This is a genomic window from Anaeromyxobacter diazotrophicus (genome assembly GCF_013340205.1).
Lineage (GTDB): Bacteria > Myxococcota > Myxococcia > Myxococcales > Anaeromyxobacteraceae > Anaeromyxobacter_A > Anaeromyxobacter_A diazotrophicus.
Genome location: NZ_BJTG01000008.1, coordinates 145725 through 161461 on the forward strand (window position 1 = coordinate 145725; position 15737 = coordinate 161461).

Annotated in this window: 15 protein-coding genes; 3 read left to right on the forward strand and 12 right to left on the reverse strand. The window is 73.1% G+C overall.

Going from position 1 to position 15737, the window contains the following annotated elements:
* Positions 1-4: 4 nt before the first annotated feature.
* The 4 genes from HWY08_RS16665 to dtd all read right to left on the reverse strand — a co-directional run bounded on the left by HWY08_RS16665 (position 5) and on the right by dtd (position 2450).
* Complete coding sequence (locus tag HWY08_RS16665) at positions 5-871, reverse strand: prephenate dehydrogenase (RefSeq protein WP_176067267.1); 867 nt, start codon at positions 869-871, stop codon at positions 5-7.
* Between the two features lie 59 nt (positions 872-930).
* Positions 931-1545, reverse strand: a complete 615-nt coding sequence (locus tag HWY08_RS16670) for a hypothetical protein (protein ID WP_176067269.1) — start codon at positions 1543-1545, stop codon at positions 931-933.
* Between the two features lie 75 nt (positions 1546-1620).
* Complete coding sequence (locus HWY08_RS16675) at positions 1621-1965, reverse strand: histidine triad nucleotide-binding protein (RefSeq protein ID WP_176067271.1); 345 nt, start codon at positions 1963-1965, stop codon at positions 1621-1623.
* Positions 1966-2000: 35 nt separating this feature from the next.
* Complete coding sequence (dtd, locus tag HWY08_RS16680; protein ID WP_176067273.1) at positions 2001-2450, reverse strand: D-aminoacyl-tRNA deacylase; 450 nt, start codon at positions 2448-2450, stop codon at positions 2001-2003.
* 120 nt (positions 2451-2570) lie between these two features.
* On the opposite strand from dtd, the gene HWY08_RS16685 reads away from it, so the two are divergent.
* The gene (locus HWY08_RS16685; protein WP_176067275.1) at positions 2571-3602 is read left to right on the forward strand and encodes an arginine N-succinyltransferase; all 1032 of its coding nucleotides are present in this window, start codon (positions 2571-2573) and stop codon (positions 3600-3602) included.
* Between the two features lie 27 nt (positions 3603-3629).
* Entirely contained in the window at positions 3630-4418 is a 789-nt protein-coding gene (locus HWY08_RS16690) for a carbon-nitrogen hydrolase family protein (protein WP_176067277.1), read from the forward strand.
* A 22-nt stretch (positions 4419-4440) separates the two neighbouring features.
* On the opposite strand, the gene HWY08_RS16695 is transcribed toward HWY08_RS16690, so the two are convergent.
* The 7 genes from HWY08_RS16695 to HWY08_RS16725 all read right to left on the reverse strand — a co-directional run bounded on the left by HWY08_RS16695 (position 4441) and on the right by HWY08_RS16725 (position 12452).
* Complete coding sequence (locus HWY08_RS16695) at positions 4441-5718, reverse strand: phenylacetate--CoA ligase family protein (RefSeq protein ID WP_176067279.1); 1278 nt, start codon at positions 5716-5718, stop codon at positions 4441-4443.
* A gap of 67 nt (positions 5719-5785) precedes the next feature.
* On the reverse strand, positions 5786-6580 hold the full coding sequence (locus tag HWY08_RS16700; RefSeq protein ID WP_176067281.1) for an ABC transporter ATP-binding protein: 795 nt from the start codon (positions 6578-6580) through the stop codon (positions 5786-5788).
* 19 nt (positions 6581-6599) lie between these two features.
* On the reverse strand, positions 6600-7781 hold the full coding sequence (locus HWY08_RS16705) for an ABC transporter substrate-binding protein (RefSeq protein ID WP_176067283.1): 1182 nt from the start codon (positions 7779-7781) through the stop codon (positions 6600-6602).
* Between the two features lie 11 nt (positions 7782-7792).
* Positions 7793-8836, reverse strand: coding sequence for a branched-chain amino acid ABC transporter permease (locus tag HWY08_RS16710; RefSeq protein ID WP_176067285.1), 1044 nt, complete (start codon positions 8834-8836; stop codon positions 7793-7795).
* A gap of 9 nt (positions 8837-8845) precedes the next feature.
* Positions 8846-9730, reverse strand: coding sequence for a branched-chain amino acid ABC transporter permease (locus tag HWY08_RS16715; protein ID WP_176067287.1), 885 nt, complete (start codon positions 9728-9730; stop codon positions 8846-8848).
* A gap of 2 nt (positions 9731-9732) precedes the next feature.
* Positions 9733-11670 carry an AMP-binding protein gene (locus HWY08_RS16720; protein WP_209005171.1) on the reverse strand — a complete coding sequence of 646 codons (1938 nt, stop codon included), beginning with the start codon at positions 11668-11670 and terminating at the stop codon, positions 9733-9735.
* Positions 11667-12452, reverse strand: coding sequence for an ABC transporter ATP-binding protein (locus HWY08_RS16725; RefSeq protein ID WP_176067289.1), 786 nt, complete (start codon positions 12450-12452; stop codon positions 11667-11669). The genes HWY08_RS16720 and HWY08_RS16725 overlap by 4 nt, the downstream gene beginning before the upstream one ends.
* A 217-nt stretch (positions 12453-12669) precedes the next feature.
* Between HWY08_RS16725 and HWY08_RS16730 the strand changes: the two genes are divergently transcribed.
* The gene (locus tag HWY08_RS16730; protein WP_176067291.1) at positions 12670-14274 is read left to right on the forward strand and encodes a BamA/TamA family outer membrane protein; all 1605 of its coding nucleotides are present in this window, start codon (positions 12670-12672) and stop codon (positions 14272-14274) included.
* Positions 14275-14326: 52 nt separating this feature from the next.
* Here HWY08_RS16730 and HWY08_RS16735 read toward each other — a convergent pair whose 3' ends face one another.
* Positions 14327-15724, reverse strand: a complete 1398-nt coding sequence (locus tag HWY08_RS16735) for an L-serine ammonia-lyase (protein ID WP_176067293.1) — start codon at positions 15722-15724, stop codon at positions 14327-14329.
* Positions 15725-15737 lie beyond the last annotated feature (13 nt).

Below are 15737 nucleotides of genomic sequence, written 5' to 3' on the forward strand. Positions count from 1 at the left end.
CCCTTCACGTCCCCCCCTCGCCGCGCGGCGGGTAGAGCGCCTCGCGCGCGGCGCGCGCCTGCTCCAGCGCGGCGCGCGCCGCCTCGGGCGAGTCGGCCACCGCCGCGAGCAGGCGCCCGAGGTGCCGCGAGAGCCGCTCGGCCGCCTCCGGCAGCCGCGCGTTGCGCCGCGAGACCTCGCCCTGGATGTCGAACGGGAACTGCGCGAGGCGCGTCGTGTCCTTGAGGCCCGGCCCGGCCAGCCGGAGCGCCAGCGGCCCCGCCTCGCCGGCCGCCACCGCCAGCGCGCTCGCCACCAGGTAGGGCAGGTGCGAGACCATCGCCACCGCGGCGTCGTGCTCGGCGGCGCGGCAGCGGATCACCTCCGCGCCGAGCGCCGCGTGCAGCGCGGCGACCCGCTCCACCGCCTCCGGCGCGCCGTCGGTGCAGACGGCGACGCGGCCCCCGCGCCACAGGTCGGCCCGCGCCCCGCCGTAGCCGCCGTGGCCGCCGAACATGGGGTGCGCGCCCACGAAGGCGACGCCCGGGCGCACCTGCTCGGCCGCGCGCGCGGCGAGGTGCTCCTTGGCGCCGCCGACGTCGGTGAGGACCGCGCCGTCGCCGACGAGCCGCGAGAGCGGCCCGAGCAGCGCCTCGATGGCCGCGATGGGCGTGCAGAGCACGACCACCGGGCAGCTCGCCAGCTCGGGCCCGGGCTCGGCCAGCGCGACCTGGGCCACGCCGTCCTCGAGCGCCGCCCGCCGCACCTCCGGCCGCGGCTCGACCGCCACCACCCGCAGCCCCGGGTCGGCGGCGCGGGCGGCGCGCGCCAGCGACGCGCCCATGAGCCCGAGGCCGACGACGCCGAGCGGGTGCGGGAGCGGTGACGCCATGGGGAACTTTTGACTCTACGGCATCCCGGGCCGCTGCTTCAACAGCGGCCTCGTCCCCCTCAGGCGAGGAAGAGGCGCGCCAGCGCCAGGATCGCGAGCGGCGGGCCGAGGAGGAGCAGCCACGCGCGCTGCGCGGCGGGGTGGCCGCGCGCGATGGCGAGGCCGAAGCCGATGGCGCGCGGCACGTAGAGCCACCCGCCCGGCGGCGGCCGGCCCCGCGGCGCCGGCGCGGCCCCGCGCGCCTCGCCCACCGCCAGGCTGAGCGGGACGAGCGTGAGCGCGGCGCCCCAGGCGACGGCGGCCAGGGCCGGGTGGGCCGAGGGGAGCGCGACCGCGCCGCTCATCACCGCCAGCGTCCACTGCACGGCGCGCAGCCCGGAGGCGACGAGGCGCAGCGTCCTGCCGCGGTCGAGCGTCGGGTCGGCGTACCGGAGGACGTGCGCGCGCACCGCCTCCAGCCAGGCGAGCAGCGCCGCCGCGACGGCTAGCGGCGCCGCCACCGAGCGCATCGAGCGCTCGACCAGGCGCGCGGGCTCCCGCAGCCCGAAGTGCACCGGGTAGACGCGCGGCCAGGCGTCCCAGCGCGCCGCGATGACGATGGCGACGGCCGGCAGCACGAGCCACGGCCCGACCTCCACCAGCCGCCTCGACCATCGCCCGGCGAGCGAGCCCATGCCAGCCACCTAATACCGATCGTGCGCGTCGATCGAGGGCCCGCCACGGGTCCGCACCAACTGGGGAGCCGTCGATCAGCCCGGCGGCCAGTGGAACGCGCGCCCCGCCAGGAGGTGGAGGTGCACGTGGAACACGAGCTGGTGCGCGTCGCGGTTGACGTTCACCACCACCCGCCAGCCCCGCTCGGCGAAGCCGCCCCGCCGGGCGAGCAGCGCGGCGGTCGCGAAGAGGTGGCCCATGCTGGCGGCGTCCTCCGGCGCGACGTCGTTGAGCGTCGGGATGTGCTTCTTCGGGATGACGAGCACGTGCGTCGGCGCCTGCGGGTTGATGTCCTCGAAGGCGAGCGTGTCCGCGTCCTCGTGGACGATCTTCGCCGGCATCTGCTTCGCGGCGATCTTGCAGAAGAGGCAGTCTTCCATCGGTCCTCCGTGGCGGGCGGCGCGCGCCGACGCCGTCAGAACGTCCTCTGCGTGTCGAGGAGCAGCGTCACCGGCCCGTCGTTCACCAGCTCGACCTCCATCTGGGCCCGGAAGACGCCCGTCGCGACCGGCAGGCCCTTCTCCCGCAGGAGCGCGCAGAAGCGCTGGTACAGCGCGTCGGCCGCCTCGGGCGGCGCCGCCGCGGTGAAGCTGGGGCGGTTCCCCTTGCGCGCGTCGCCGAGGAGCGTGAACTGCGACACGACCAGCACGCCGCCGCCCACCTCGGCCACCGCGCGGTTCATCTTGCCGGCATCGTCCTCGAAGATGCGGAGCGCCGCCACCTTGTCGGCGAGGAGCCGCGCCGCGTCCTCCCCGTCGCCCTGCGCCACGCCGACGAGGACGAGGAGCCCGCGGGCCACCGCCCCGGTCACCCGGCCCTCGACCCGCACCTCGGCGCGGGAGACGCGCTGCACCACCGCTCGCATGCGCCCGCTTGCATCGCACGCCGCGTGCGCCGCCGCAACCGGACGCGCCGCGGCCCGGAGGTGGATCGGCGCGGTGACACCCCCGGGGGCGCGTGCTACAGGGATCCCGGGCCCGACCGCATGCTCCTCCTCCGCGACGCGCAGAAGGCCGACCTCGGGGCGCTCCGCGCGCTGGCGGCCGAGCTCGACTCGGTGAACCTGCCGGACGACGAGCGCGCGCTCGCCTCCATCGTCGACCACAGCCGCAGGAGCTTCGCCGGGAAGATCCGCGACCCGCTGCAGCGCTCGTACGTCTTCGTGCTGGCGGAGCCGCGCTCGGGGCGGCTCGTCGGCACCTCGATGATCATCGCGCAGCACGGCACCCGCGAGTCGCCCTGCACGTTCTTCGACGTCTCGGAGCGGGAGCACTACTCCTCCACGCTCGACCGCCACTTCAGGCACCGCGTCCTCTCCATCGGCTACCACTTCGACGGGCCCACCGAGATCGGCGGCCTGGTGGTGCACCCGCGCGACCGCGGCGGCGCGGCGAAGCCGGGCAAGCAGCTCGCCTTCGTGCGCTTCCTCTACCTCGCCATGCACCGCGAGCGGTTCCGGGAGAAGGTGCTGGCCGAGCTCATGCCGCCCCTGCTCCCCGACGGCCGGAGCGCGTTCTGGGAGTCGTGCGGCAAGCGCTTCACCGGGCTCGAGTACCAGGACGCGGACAAGAAGAGCCGGGAGAACAAGGAGTTCATCCAGCAGCTCTTCCCGCCCGGCGACATCTACGCCACGCTCTTCCCTCCCCGCGTGCAGCAGGCGCTCGGCGCGGTGGGCCCGGGCACGCAGGGCGTGAAGCACATGCTCGAGGCGCTCGGCTTCCGGTACGTGGACCGGATCGACCCGTTCGACGGCGGGCCGCACTACGAGGCGCGGGTCGAGGACCTCACGGTGGTGCGCGCTCACCGCCGGCTCCGGGTGGCCGCGGGCGACCTCTCCCCGCGCACCCGCGCGCCGGTGCGGCTGGTGGCGGTCGAGCGGCCGGAGGGGAAGGTGCGCTTCCGCGCCGTCCGCACCGCCCTGCGCGTCCGCGGGGAGGAGGCGCTCCTCCCGGCCGAGGCGCGGGCGCTGCTCGAGGTGGGGCCCGGCGAGCGGGTGCACGCCATCCCGTTCGACTGAGCGCGCCCGGCGCGTTATGGCAATCGCGTGCAGATCGCCCTGGCGCAGGTCCCGCACCCGACGTCCTTCGAGGGAGGCCTCGCCGAGGTCGTGCGCGCCGTGGCGGCGGCCGCCGCCGGCGGCGCCCGCCTGGTGTGCTTTCCGGAGTGCACCCTGAAGGGGATGCGCGGGACCGGCTTCCCCATCGAGCCGCTCACCGAGCACGAGCACGACCTCGGCCTCGAGCAGGTCCGCAACGCCGCCGCGGCGCACCGGATCCACGTGATCCTGCCCACCGAGCGCCCCTGGGCGGCGGCCTGGCAGAACGGTGCGTACGTGATCTCCGACGACGGCTCGCTCCAGGGCTACCAGACGAAGAACCAGCTCCCGCCCGACGAGGAGCCCCTCTTCGAGCCCGGGACGAGCCGGCGCCTGTTCCACCTCGACGGCGTGCCCTTCGCCGTCGTCATCTGCCACGAGGGCTGGCGCTACCCGGAGACCGTGCGCTGGGGGGCCGCGCGCGGGGCCAAGCTCGTCTTCCACCCCACCTTCTGCGGCGCGCCCGGCGCGTGGGACACCGCCGCGCCGCGGTGGGGCGAGAGCTTCTACGAGAAGGCGATGGCCTGCCGCGCCGGCGAGAACCACGTCTGGTTCGCGAGCGTCAACTTCGCCCTGCCGGTGCAGGAGTGCGCGACGAGCGTGGTGTCGCCCGAGGGCCGCTGCGTGGCGGCGGGGCCGCTCCACGAGCCGGCGCTGGTGCAGGCCGACGTCGATCCCGCGGCCGCGACCGGCTTCCTGGCCGCGCGGCTCGCGCCCGGGCGGTACCGGGAGGACTGAGCCTCCGCTCGCCCCTCGCGCGTCACTTCCACACCCGCCGGTCGTCCACTCGCTTCGCGCCCTCGGGGATGGCGCCCGGCGGCACGAAGCGCACCTCGCCGCGCACCTTGACCGCCTCGCGCAGCGCCTCGCCGATGCGCGCCGCCAGGGCGGGCTCGTCCCCGGCGGGGGCCGAGAGCTCCACGTCGTAGGCGAGGTGGTCCTGGTGCTGCTCGCGGGTGACCACCGCCTGGAAGCGCTTCACCTCGGGGAACTTCTGCAGCGCGGCCGCGAGCTCGCCGCCGCGGACGAACATCCCCTTCACCTTGACCGCGTCGCCGAGGCGGCCGAGCAGCCCCGCGAGCTTGGGGGCGGTGCGGCCGCACGGGCACGGCGCCTCGGGCGCCAGCGCGGCCAGGTCGCCGGTGCCGAGCCGGACGAGCGGGTACACCGGGTCGAACAGCGTGGCCACCACCTCGCCCGGCTGGCCCGGCGCGGCGGGCTGGCCGGTCTCGAGGTCGAGCACCTCCACCAGGCACTCTGGGTGAAGGTGCCAGCCGCCCTTCTCCGGGCACTCGTAGGCGAGGCAGCCGAGGTCGGCGGTGCCGTAGCCCTGCAGCACCCGCACCCCGAACTCGCCCTCCAGCTCGGCGCGCAGGGACTCCGGCAGCATCTCGGCCAGCACGAAGGCGGTCTCGAAGCGGAGCGGCGTCCCCAGCTCACGCGCCTTGCCGAGCAGCGCGTAGAGGAAGCTCGGGGTGCCGAGGTAGGCGGTGGCGCCCAGGTGCGCCGCCACCTTCACCTGCAGCTCGGTCTGCCCCACGCCGGCGGGGATGACGGCGCAGCCGAGCGCCCGCGCCGCCGCGTCGAGCATGAAGCCGAGCGGCGTGAGGTGGTACGAGGCGGCGTTGTGGGCGATCTCGCCCGCCCGGAAGCCGGCGGCGGCGAGCGCGTGGCGGAAGCGCCAGAAGTCCGCGCCGTCGCCCTCCGGGTCGTAGATGGGTCCGGGCGACATGAACACCCGGGCGAGCGCGCCGGGCGCGACCGCGAGCAGGCCGCCGAAGGGCGGGTCCCCGGCCTGGAGCCCCGGGAGCGCGTCCTTGCGGAGCGGCGGGAGCCTCGCGAGGTCGGCCGGGCCGCGGAGGTCGCCGGCGGCGAGGTTCGCCGCCGCCAGCCTGCGCTGGAAGGCGGGCGAGGCGGCGGCGGCGTGGGCCACCGTGGCGCGGAGGCGCTCCGCGAGGTAGGCCTCGCGCGCGGCGGGGGACTGCTGCTCGAGCGCGGGGTCGAGGATGCGGGAGGGGCGGAGCCTGGGTGCGCTCATGGTGCGGCCCCCTCTCCCCGGCCCTCTCCCCCGGTGGGGGAGAGGGTGAAGTGAGCCGGATGGCGCTTCACGAGATCCACCGCTTTCGCCGCCGGTAGGACTTCAGGTTCTTGAAGCTGCGCCGCTCGCCGCCGGCGCCGCCGCCCAGGTAGAACTCCTTCACGTCCTCGTTCGCGGCCAGCTTGTCCGGGTCGCCCTCCAGCACGATCCGGCCGCCCTCCATGACGTAGCCGTGGTGCGCCACCGCCAGGGCGATGCGGGCGTTCTGCTCCACGACGAGGAAGGTGGTCTTCTCCTCGGCGTTGATGCGCGCGATGATCCGGAAGATCTCCGAGACGAGCAGCGGGGCGAGGCCGAGCGACGGCTCGTCCAGGAGGATGAGGCGCGGGCGCGCCATGAGCGCCCGCCCGATGGCCACCATCTGCTGCTCGCCGCCGGAGAGGTAGCCGGCGAGCCGCTTCCGCCGCTCCTTGAGGCGCGGGAAGTAGTCGAAGCAGAGGTCGTGGTCGCGGCGCAGCCCGGCGCGGTCGCGCCGGGTGTAGCCGCCCATGACGAGGTTCTCGTCCACGGTGAGATCCTCGAAGACGCGGCGCCCCTCCATCACCTGGAAGATGCCGCGCCGGACCACGTCCTCCGGCGGGAGCTCCTCGATCCGCTGGCCGTCGAGCTCGATGGCGCCGTCGGTCACCTCGCCGTCCTCGGCCGCGAGGAGGCCGGAGATGGCCTTGAGCGTGGTGGACTTCCCGGCGCCGTTCGAGCCGAGCAGCGCCACGATCTTCCCCTGCGGCACGTGCAGGGAGAGGCCCTTCAGGACCAGGATCACGTCGTCGTAGACGACCTCGACGTTCTTCAGGGTCAGCATCGGGGCCTCTCCCGGTCCCTCAAATTCCCAGCCACTCGGCCTTGCGCGGCTGCTCGACCTCCTTCAGCCGCACCAGCTTCCCGCCCTGGACCTGGTACAGGTCCACCCGCGTGGTCGGGCGGTGGTCGGTGGGCGTGTAGGTGACCGGGGCGGCGAGGCCTTGCACCTCGAAGTCCTTGAGCGTCTCGAGCGCCGCCTTGATGCCCTCGCCGGTGAGCTTCCCGGCCTGGTCGGCGCGCTTCAGCCCCTCCGTCCAGACCAGCGCGTAGGACCAGCCGCGCACGTAGTTCGTGTCGTGCGTGTCGTTCGGGTGGTTCTTCTGGTGGAACTCGACCACCTTGGCCATGCCGGGCACGTTCTCGCCGAAGGGCGGGTTCAGCATGGCGCCGACCACGCCCTCGGCCGCGTCCTTCGCCACCGCGAGGAGGTTCTCGCCCAGGCCCCAGGTGTTCGTGCCCCACTTGGCGGTCATGCCGAGCTTCTTCGCGTCGCGCAGCACCACCGAGAAGTTGGTGACCGTCACCTGGGTGAACCCGTAGTCCGCCCCCTTCTGCTTCATGTCGAGGAGCTGCGAGGTCGCGTCCTGCACGATGCCGGGCAGGATCTCCTCCGCCACCAGGTCGACGCCGATCTCCTTGCAGTAGCGGCGGCCCGCCTCGATGGGCGCCTTGCCGTAGGCGTTGTCGCCGTAGAAGAAGGCGACCTTCGGGTTCCGGCTCTTGTCCTTCCAGTCTTGCTTCACCCAGGCCAGCCAGGAGCGGAGCACGTCGGAGTAGGAGGCGCCGACGAAGAAGTTGTAGGGCGTCTTCTTCGGGTCGGTGAGGTGCGCCGAGAAGGAGGCCGAGAAGTACGGCATCCGGTCGCGCGCCACCGTGTCCTTGAGCGCCTCGGTGTCCCCGGTGCCCCAGCCGTTGATCATGATGACCTTGTCGGTCCCGGTGAGCCGCTTGTAGGTCGCGTTGGCCTCCGGGATCTTGTACCCGTAGTCCGAGTCGATGAGCCGGATCTTCTTCCCGTGGATCCCGCCGTTCGCGTTCACCCAGGCCACGCCGTCGCGCACGCCCTGGGCGTAGGGCTTGCCGACGTCGGCCGTGACGCCGGTGAGGTCGAAGATGCCGCCCACCTTGATCTCCTGCTGGGCGAGCCCGGCCGCGGGCAGGAGGAGCAGCGCGAGCATCGGGAGGAGCCGCCGTCGCGTCATGTCGTTCTCCGTCAGTACGAGAAGGGGTACAGCTTCCAGTACGTCTTGATGAGCCGCCACCGGGCGGCCAGGCCGTCCGGCTCGAACACCAGGAACAGCACGATGACGAGCCCGAACAGGCCCGTCCGGAGCGGTGCGAAGAGCGTGGTGAGGTGCGGGAACTCCCCGGTGAGCGCGCCGGTGGCGAGCCGGAGCAGCTCGGGCAGCAGCGTCATGAAGGCGGCGCCGAAGAGCGCGCCCTGGACGCTGCCCAGCCCGCCGATGATCACCATCCCGAGCTGGTCGATGGCGAGCGAGATGGGGAAGTTCTCCGGGCTGATGATGCGCGCCTGGTAGGCGGTGAGCGACCCCGCCACGCCGACGTAGAAGGACGAGACGCCGAAGGCGAGCAGCTTGTAGCGGAAGACCCGCACGCCCATGACCTCGGCCGAGATGTCCTGGTCGCGGATGGCGACGAACGCCTTCCCCACCCGCGTCCGGAAGAGGTTCCGGGCGAACAGGGTGAGGAAGGCGGCCAGCGGGATGAACAGGTAGAAGAGGCGCGCGTCGTCCCCGAGCTCGAAGCTCCCCAGGCTGGCGGGCGGGATCGAGATGCCGTTCACGCCGCCGGTCATGCCGTCCCAGTGCGAGGCGGTGAACTCGACGATGAAGTGCGCGGCCAGGGTGGCCATCGCCAGGTAGAGGCCCTTGAGCCGGAGCGACGGGATGCCGAACACCATCCCGGCCGCCGCCGCCACCAGCCCCGAGAGCGGGATGGTCATGGCGAAGGGCAGCCCCGCCTTGCCCGCCAGGGCGGCGGTGGCGTAGGCGCCGACCGCCATGAAGGCGGCGTTGCCGAGCGAGATCTGGCCGGTGAAGCCGGTGAGGATGTTGAGGCCGAGCGCCGCGATGGCGGCGATGGCGATGCGGTTGAGGACGTCGAGCCAGTAGCTCGAGGCGAACGCGGGGACGGTCAAGAGCGCCACCAGGAAGGCGACGGTCACCCAGCGCGAGACGGGGGTCTCGAAGATGGCCATGTCGGCCGCGTAGCTCGTCTTGAAGTCGCCGCAGCGCATGGGGAACCCTCAGACCCGCTCGATCTTGATCTTCCCGAACAGTCCGTACGGCTTCACCATGAGGATGAGGACCAGCGCCACGAAGGGCGCCACCTCCTTCACCCCGCCGCCGAAGACCGGGTCGAGGTAGCCGCCCGACAGGTTCTCCAGGATCCCGATGGAGATCCCGCCCACGATGGCGCCGAGCACGCTGTCGAGGCCGCCCAGGATGACGACCGGGACCACCTTGAGCCCGAACACCGCCAGCGAGCCGTCCACGCCGCCGCGCACCGCGCCGAGGAGGATGCCGCCGATGGCGGAGACCACCGCCGCGATGCTCCAGGAGAGCGCGAAGATGTGCCGCACCGAGATGCCCATCGACAGCGCCACCTGCTGCGAGAAGGCGGTGGCGCGCATGGCGATGCCCGGGCGCGAGTACTTGAAGAACACCGCGAACGCGACCAGCAGCACCGAGACCGAGCCGACGCTCCACAGGTAGCCCTGCGAGACGGGGAAGGGGCCGAGGTGCACCGGCTCCGAGGGGAAGATGGGCGGGAAGGGCCGGGTGTCGGTGCCCCAGATGCCCTGCACCACCGCCCGGAGCACGGCGGAGAGGCCCAGGGTCAGCATGATGACCGAGATGACCGGCTCGCCGATCATGGGCCGCAGCGCGACGCGCTCGAGCAGGAGGCCGAGCACGACCGAGAAGGCCAGCGTGAGCAGCGCCGCGGCCCAGAACGGCGCCGAGGAGGCCATCACGCCCAGGCAGACGTACGCGCCGAGCATGAGGAACTCGCCCTGCGCGAAGTTGAGGATGGAGGAGGACTTGTAGATGACGACGAAGCCGAGCGCGACCAGCGCGTAGATCGACCCGACCACGACGCCGTTCACCACCAGCTGGAGGAAGAAGTCCACGCTCAGGCGACCTTCCTGGGCGGCGTGTCAGGCCCGAGCCGCCGCACCGGCAGCCGCGCCTGCACCCGCGCCGTCTTGCCGTCCTGGAACTTGATGGTGGCGTCGATGTCCACCGCCTCGGCCTCGCCGTACACCGCGCCGATGACGTCGCCGTACCGCTGCTCCACCACCGACCGGCGCACCTTGCGGGTGCGGGTGAGCTCGTCGTCGTCGGCGTCGAGCTCCTTGTAGAGGAGCACGAACTTCTGGATGCGGGCGGCCGCCGGCAGGGTCGCGTTCACCGCCGTCACCTCGCGCTCGACGAGGTCGTACACCTCCGTGCGCGAGGAGAGGTCGGTGTAGGTCGTGTAGCCGATCTTCTGCTTCTCGGCCCACTTCCCCACGATGCCCATGTCGATGCAGAGGAGCGCGCCGAGGAAGGGCCGGTCCTGCCCCACCACCACCGCCTCCTTCACGTAGGGAGAGAACTTGAGGCGGTTCTCGATGAACTGGGGCGAGAAGCGCGTCCCGTCGGCGAGCCGCATCACGTCCTTCAGCCGGTCGATGACGACCAGGTGGCCGTCCTCGAGGTGCCCCGCGTCGCCCGAGTGCAGCCAGCCGTCCTTCACCGCCTCGGCGGTGGCGGCCTCGTTCTTGTAGTAGCCGAGGAAGACGGAGGGGCTGCGCGACAGGATCTCGCCCGCGGGCGAGATGGCGACCTCGGTGCCGGGGATGGGCTCGCCCACGGTGTGGAAGCGGATGTCCTGCTCGCGGTGGATGCAGGAGATGCCGGCGATCTCGGTCTGCCCGTAGATCTGCTTCAGCGGGACCCCCATGCCGTGGAAGAAGCGGAAGACGTCCGGGCCGAGCGCCGCGCCGCCGGTGGAGGCGGTGCGCAGGCGCGACAGCCCGAGCCGATCCTTGAGCGCGCGGAAGAGGAGCAGGTGGGCGAGCGCGTGGAGGACGCGCCAGAGGAGCGGCACGGGCTTCCGCTGGAAGCGCAGGTCGGCCACCCGGTAGCCGACCGGCATGAGCCGCTCGTACATGAACCGCTTGAAGGGCGTCGTGTCCATGATGCGGACCTGGACCGACGAGACCATCCCCTCCCACACCCGCGGCGGCGCGAACATCACGTGCGGCCCGATCTCGCGCACGTTCTCCATCACCGTCTCGGGCTCCTCCGGGAAGTTGACGGTGAAGCCGATCGCGAGCGCCGAGGAGAGGCAGACCATCTGCTCGCCGATCCAGGCCAGCGGCAGGAACGAGACGAACTCGTCCGACTCGCGCTTCGGGTCCACCTCGTGCAACGCGAGCGCCATGGCGAGGAGGTTCCGGAAGGAGAGCATGGCGCCCTTGGGGAACCCGGTCGTCCCGGAGGTGTAGGAGATGATGGCGAGGTCCTCCGCCGTCCCCTTCGCCACCTCCTCGTCGAAGAGCCTCGGCTGCCGCGCCAGCACCGCCCGCCCGCGCGCGCGGACGTCGTCGAACGACAGGAGCGCCGGGTGCCGGTAGCCGCGCAGCCCGCGGGGATCGGTGTAGACGACGTGCCGGACCTTGGGCAGCCGGTCCATCATGTCGAGGATCTTGTCGACCTGCTCCTGGTCCTCGGCCACCACGATGCCGGCGTCGCAGTGGTCGATGACGTAGGCGACCTCGTTCAGGGTCGAGTCCTGGTAGATGCCCACCGAGGCGCCGCCCATGGCCTGGGCCGCCAGCTCGGACATCACCCACTCCGGCCGGTTGCCGCCCACGATGGCGACCTTGTCGCCGCGCGCGAGCCCCAGCTCGCGGAAGCCGAGCGCGAGCTCGCGCACCGCGTCCAGGTAGGCCTGCCAGGAGAAGGACTGCCAGATGCCGAGCTCCTTCTCGCGCAGCGCGGTGCGGCCGGGGTGGCGCCGCGCGTTGCGCACGAGCAGCTTCGGGAAGGTGTCGTCGCCGCGCAGGAGCTCGAGCGCGCTCACGCTTTCCCCCAGGCCGAGGTGGTGGGCTCGCCCAGGTAGGCGGCCTGGACGGCCGGCTCGGCGCGCACCTCGTCGGGCGTGCCGTCGGCGATGCGCTCGCCGAAGTTGAGGACGGTGATGCGGTGCGACAGGTCCATGACGACGCCCATGTCGTGCTCGATCATGAGGACGGTGGTGCCGCGCTCCTCGTTCACGTCGAGGATGAAGCGCGCCATGTCCTCCTTCTCCTCGGCGTTCATGCCGGCCATGGGCTCGTCGAGGAGCAGGAGCTTCGGCTCGAGCGCCAGCGCCCGCGCCAGCTCGACGCGCTTCTGCAGCCCGTAGGCGAGGGTCCCCACGGTCTGGTGGCGCACGTGCTGGATCTCGAGGAAGTCGATCACCTCCTCGACGCGGCGCCGCTCGGCGATCTCCTCCCGCTGCCCCGGCCCCCAGTACAGCCCGCCCATCAGGACGTCGGTGCGCTGGTGCACGTGGCGGCCGATGAGGAGGTTGTCGAGCACCGTCATCCCCTTGAAGAGGGCGATGTTCTGGAAGGTGCGGGCGACGCCGAGCCGGGTGCGCGCCGAGGGCGCGAGGCCCGAGACGTCCTTGCCGTCGAGCAGGATCGCGCCGCGCTGCGGCCGGTACACCCCGGACACGCAGTTGAGCATGCTCGTCTTGCCGGCGCCGTTCGGCCCGATGATGGCGTGGATCGAGCCCTGCTCGACGGAGAACCGCACGTCCGCCAGCGCGGTGAGCCCGCGGAAGTGCAGCGTGACGTTCCGCACCTCGAGCAGCGCCATGGACGGGCCTCGCGGAGGAGGTCGTGTTCGCTAAGGGTGAGTGCGCCTGTTGAAAACGAGCTTACGAGGCTGCGGCGTTTCGCCGCAAGCCGTCCGCCCCGCGAGGGTACTCTCAGCGTCAACGCGGTGCGGCGTGCTCGTTGACCCGCGTCAACGCGCAGCCGCCCCGGGCCGCCGCCGGATCTCGACCGTGTAGTAGTCTCCGCGGACCCGGACCATGGCGACGAAGGCGCTCTTCCTCCTGTTTTCACTGCTCGCCGCCCCCGCCTTCGCCGAAGAGCACGCGCCGCGGCCGCGGGTCGTCTTTCAGGGGAACGTGCTCTACGACGAGCTCGTCTACCTGAGCGTCCTGGACCTGCCGCGGAACGCCCGCGCCGACCCCGCGCTGGCGCGCACCGTCGCGGCGAAGCTGCGGAGCTTCCTGCGCCGCGCGGGCTACGAGCTGGCCACCGTCCACGCCGAGGTGCAGGGCGACCAGATCGCCGTCCGCATGGACGAGGGCCGCCTCGACAAGATCGTCATCCTGGGGCGGAGCGACATCGAGACCATCCGGTTCAGGCTGGAGCTCTCGATGCCAGCGGGCGTCTTCAACCGGCCCGCCCTGGAGCGGCAGCTGCGCCTGCTCGCGGCCCGCTTCCGGCTCCAGGAGTACTCGTACCAGCTCATCCCCGTGGGGGAGCAGGAGGGCGAGGAGCCCACGCTCGACGAGCCCGAGCTGGTGGTGACCGTCCCCGGGGAAGGTGAGGCGCCGGTCGTGTCGGGCACCCGGCTGCGGCCCGGCCAGAAGTACGAGCTGCACATCCTCATCGCGAGCAGCCCGTGGTCCCGCGGGTTCTCGCCCGACCTCTCCCTCGACTCCCCCGAGGGCCTCGGCGCGGGCGGACACTACCGCGGGCAGGATCGCGTCCTGACGGACGACCGGTGGGAGTTCCGCGTCCGCGCGGCGGGCAACCTCCGCCAGCACCTCGACTCGGACTCCTCCCGGCCGGTGCTGACCCGCCTCCTCGGGCAGGGGCGGTGGTTCTCCCCGCCGGTGTGGACCGACTCGCTCCGGCCCTCGCTCACGGTCCGCGCGGACATGCTGTCCCTGCAGCGGTCCGATCTGCGCCTCGACGACTTCCACCAGGCGACCTTCGCCGCGTCGCTCGACGCGAGCCTCTTCAGCCCGCGCCTCACGGTCGGCCTCGGCCTCGGCGTCGAGCGGCGCCTCCTCTTCTCGCTGGTCAAGGCGACCGGCGCGAACCCGCTCATCGACCAGACGCCGCGGGCGCAGACCCGGCCCTACGGCGAGGCGCTGGCGAGGCTCGTGTTCAACCCGGGCGAGCTCCGCACCGACCGCAAGCACACCCTGGACCTCGAGGCGCGCGCCTACACCGGGTCGCCCTCCAGCGACCCCGCCGTCTGGCTGCGCTCCTCCTACCAGCGCCGGTTCCCCTTCGGCTGGCACGAGCTCTGGTGGCAGGCGCACGGGACGCTGCTCGCCGGCGAGGTGCTCTTCCCGGACGAGGAGTCCGTGGGGAGCCACCTGCACGGGTTCGCGGGCTCGGACTTCGCCCGCAAGCTGGGCAGCACCGGGCTGGAGTTCCGCTACTCGCTCCTGCGCGACGTGATCAAGGTGGGGGCGTTCTACGACCAGGTCCTGTTCGGCGCGATCGATCGCACCACCATGGTCGAGTCGCTGGGCGCCGGGGGCGCCGGGGGGCCGGCGCTCCACCTGCTGCTCGCCGACCAGTTCCAGATCGACGTGTACCTGGCCCTCGGCTGGAGCACCACCGGCGCCACCGGCTTCAGCCCGGCCCTCACGCTGCGGCAGGTCTACTAGCCGCCGCGCGGTCGCCCCGGGTGCACCGGCGACCGCGGCGCCGCGCGCGCCTTCAGCACTCGGGGAGCCCGACGCTCAGATCGCCGGCCGGGGCCGCCGACAGGGCCAGGCCGCCGCGCGCCGTCTCCTTGTACTTCGACTTCATGTCGGCGCCGGTCTCGCGCATGGTCCGGATGACCTGATCCAGCGAGACGAAGTGCCGGCCGTCCCCGTGCAGCGCCATGCGCGCGGCGTGGATCGCCTTCACGGCGGCGGTGGCGTTGCGCTCGATGCAGGGGATCTGCACCAGGCCGCCCACCGGGTCGCAGGTGAGGCCGAGGTTGTGCTCCATCGCGATCTCGGCCGCGTTCTCCGCCTGCTCGGGCGTGCCGCCGAGCACCTCGCACAGCGCGCCGGCCGCCATGGAGCAGGCGCTGCCCACCTCGCCCTGGCAGCCCACCTCGGCGCCGCTGATGCTGGCGTTCTCCTTGTAGAGCGCGCCGATGGCGCCGGCGGCGAGCAGGAAGCGGTGCAGGTCCTCGTCGGTCGCGCCCGGCACGAGGCGGCGGTGGTAGTGCATGACCGCCGGCACGATGCCGGCCGCGCCGTTGGTGGGGGCGGTCACCACCCGGCCGCCGGCCGCGTTCTCCTCGTTCACCGCCAGCGCCCACAAGGTCACCCAGTCGAGCGCCGCCAGCGGATCGCCGTCGGCGCGCTGGGTGCGGAGCTCGCGCGCCAGCCGCGGTGCCCGGCGCGCCACCTTGAGGCCGCCGGGGAGGACCCCCTCCGTCTCGCAGCCGCGCCGGACGCAGCCCTGCATCGCCTCCCAGAGCCGGGTGAGGCCCGCCCGCACCTCCGCCTCGGGCCGCAGCGCCCGCTCGTTCTCGAACATCACGCCGGAGATGGGGAGCCCGGTCTCGCGGCAGCGGAGGAGGAGCTCGGCGGCGGTGTGGAACGGGTGCGGCACGGCCGGGGGCGGCGCGGCGGCGCCGGCGCGCGCGGTCTCCTCGTCCACCACGAAGCCGCCGCCCACCGAGTAGTAGACGCGCGCGGCCAGCACCTCGCCGGCCGCGCCCTCGGCGGTGAAGCGCAGCGCGTTCGGGTGGTAGGGCAGGACCTTCCGCTCGAAGTGGAGGTCCTCCGCCGGCCGGAGGCGGACCGGCTGGCGCCCGAGCAGCGCGAGGCCGCCCGCGGCGCGCGCCGCGGCCACCCGGGCGGCGAGGGTCGCGACGTCCACCGACTCCGGCGCCTCGCCCATGAGCCCGAGCAGCACCGCCTTGTCGGTGCCGTGGCCGCGGCCCGTGGCGCCGAGCGAGCCGAAGAGCTCCACCCGCACCGCCGCCGCGCGGCCGAGCAGCCCGGCGTCGTCGAGCGCCTGCGCGAAGGCGCGCGCGGCGCGCATGGGGCCGACCGTGTGCGAGGACGACGGGCCGATGCCGATCTTGAAGAGGTCGAAGACGCTCGCGGGCATTGAGATGACGGTA

Coding starts and splice junctions, on each gene's coding strand:
- HWY08_RS16665 (WP_176067267.1), bottom strand. CDS start 871: ATGGCGTCACCGCTCCCGCACCCGCTCGGCGTCGTCGGCCTCGGGCTC.
- HWY08_RS16670 (WP_176067269.1), bottom strand. CDS start 1,545: ATGGGCTCGCTCGCCGGGCGATGGTCGAGGCGGCTGGTGGAGGTCGGG.
- HWY08_RS16675 (WP_176067271.1), bottom strand. CDS start 1,965: ATGGAAGACTGCCTCTTCTGCAAGATCGCCGCGAAGCAGATGCCGGCG.
- dtd (WP_176067273.1), bottom strand. CDS start 2,450: ATGCGAGCGGTGGTGCAGCGCGTCTCCCGCGCCGAGGTGCGGGTCGAG.
- HWY08_RS16685 (WP_176067275.1), top strand. CDS start 2,571: ATGCTCCTCCTCCGCGACGCGCAGAAGGCCGACCTCGGGGCGCTCCGC.
- HWY08_RS16695 (WP_176067279.1), bottom strand. CDS start 5,718: ATGAGCGCACCCAGGCTCCGCCCCTCCCGCATCCTCGACCCCGCGCTC.
- HWY08_RS16700 (WP_176067281.1), bottom strand. CDS start 6,580: ATGCTGACCCTGAAGAACGTCGAGGTCGTCTACGACGACGTGATCCTG.
- HWY08_RS16705 (WP_176067283.1), bottom strand. CDS start 7,781: ATGACGCGACGGCGGCTCCTCCCGATGCTCGCGCTGCTCCTCCTGCCC.
- HWY08_RS16710 (WP_176067285.1), bottom strand. CDS start 8,836: ATGCGCTGCGGCGACTTCAAGACGAGCTACGCGGCCGACATGGCCATC.
- HWY08_RS16725 (WP_176067289.1), bottom strand. CDS start 12,452: ATGGCGCTGCTCGAGGTGCGGAACGTCACGCTGCACTTCCGCGGGCTC.
- HWY08_RS16730 (WP_176067291.1), top strand. CDS start 12,670: ATGGCGACGAAGGCGCTCTTCCTCCTGTTTTCACTGCTCGCCGCCCCC.
- HWY08_RS16735 (WP_176067293.1), bottom strand. CDS start 15,724: ATGCCCGCGAGCGTCTTCGACCTCTTCAAGATCGGCATCGGCCCGTCG.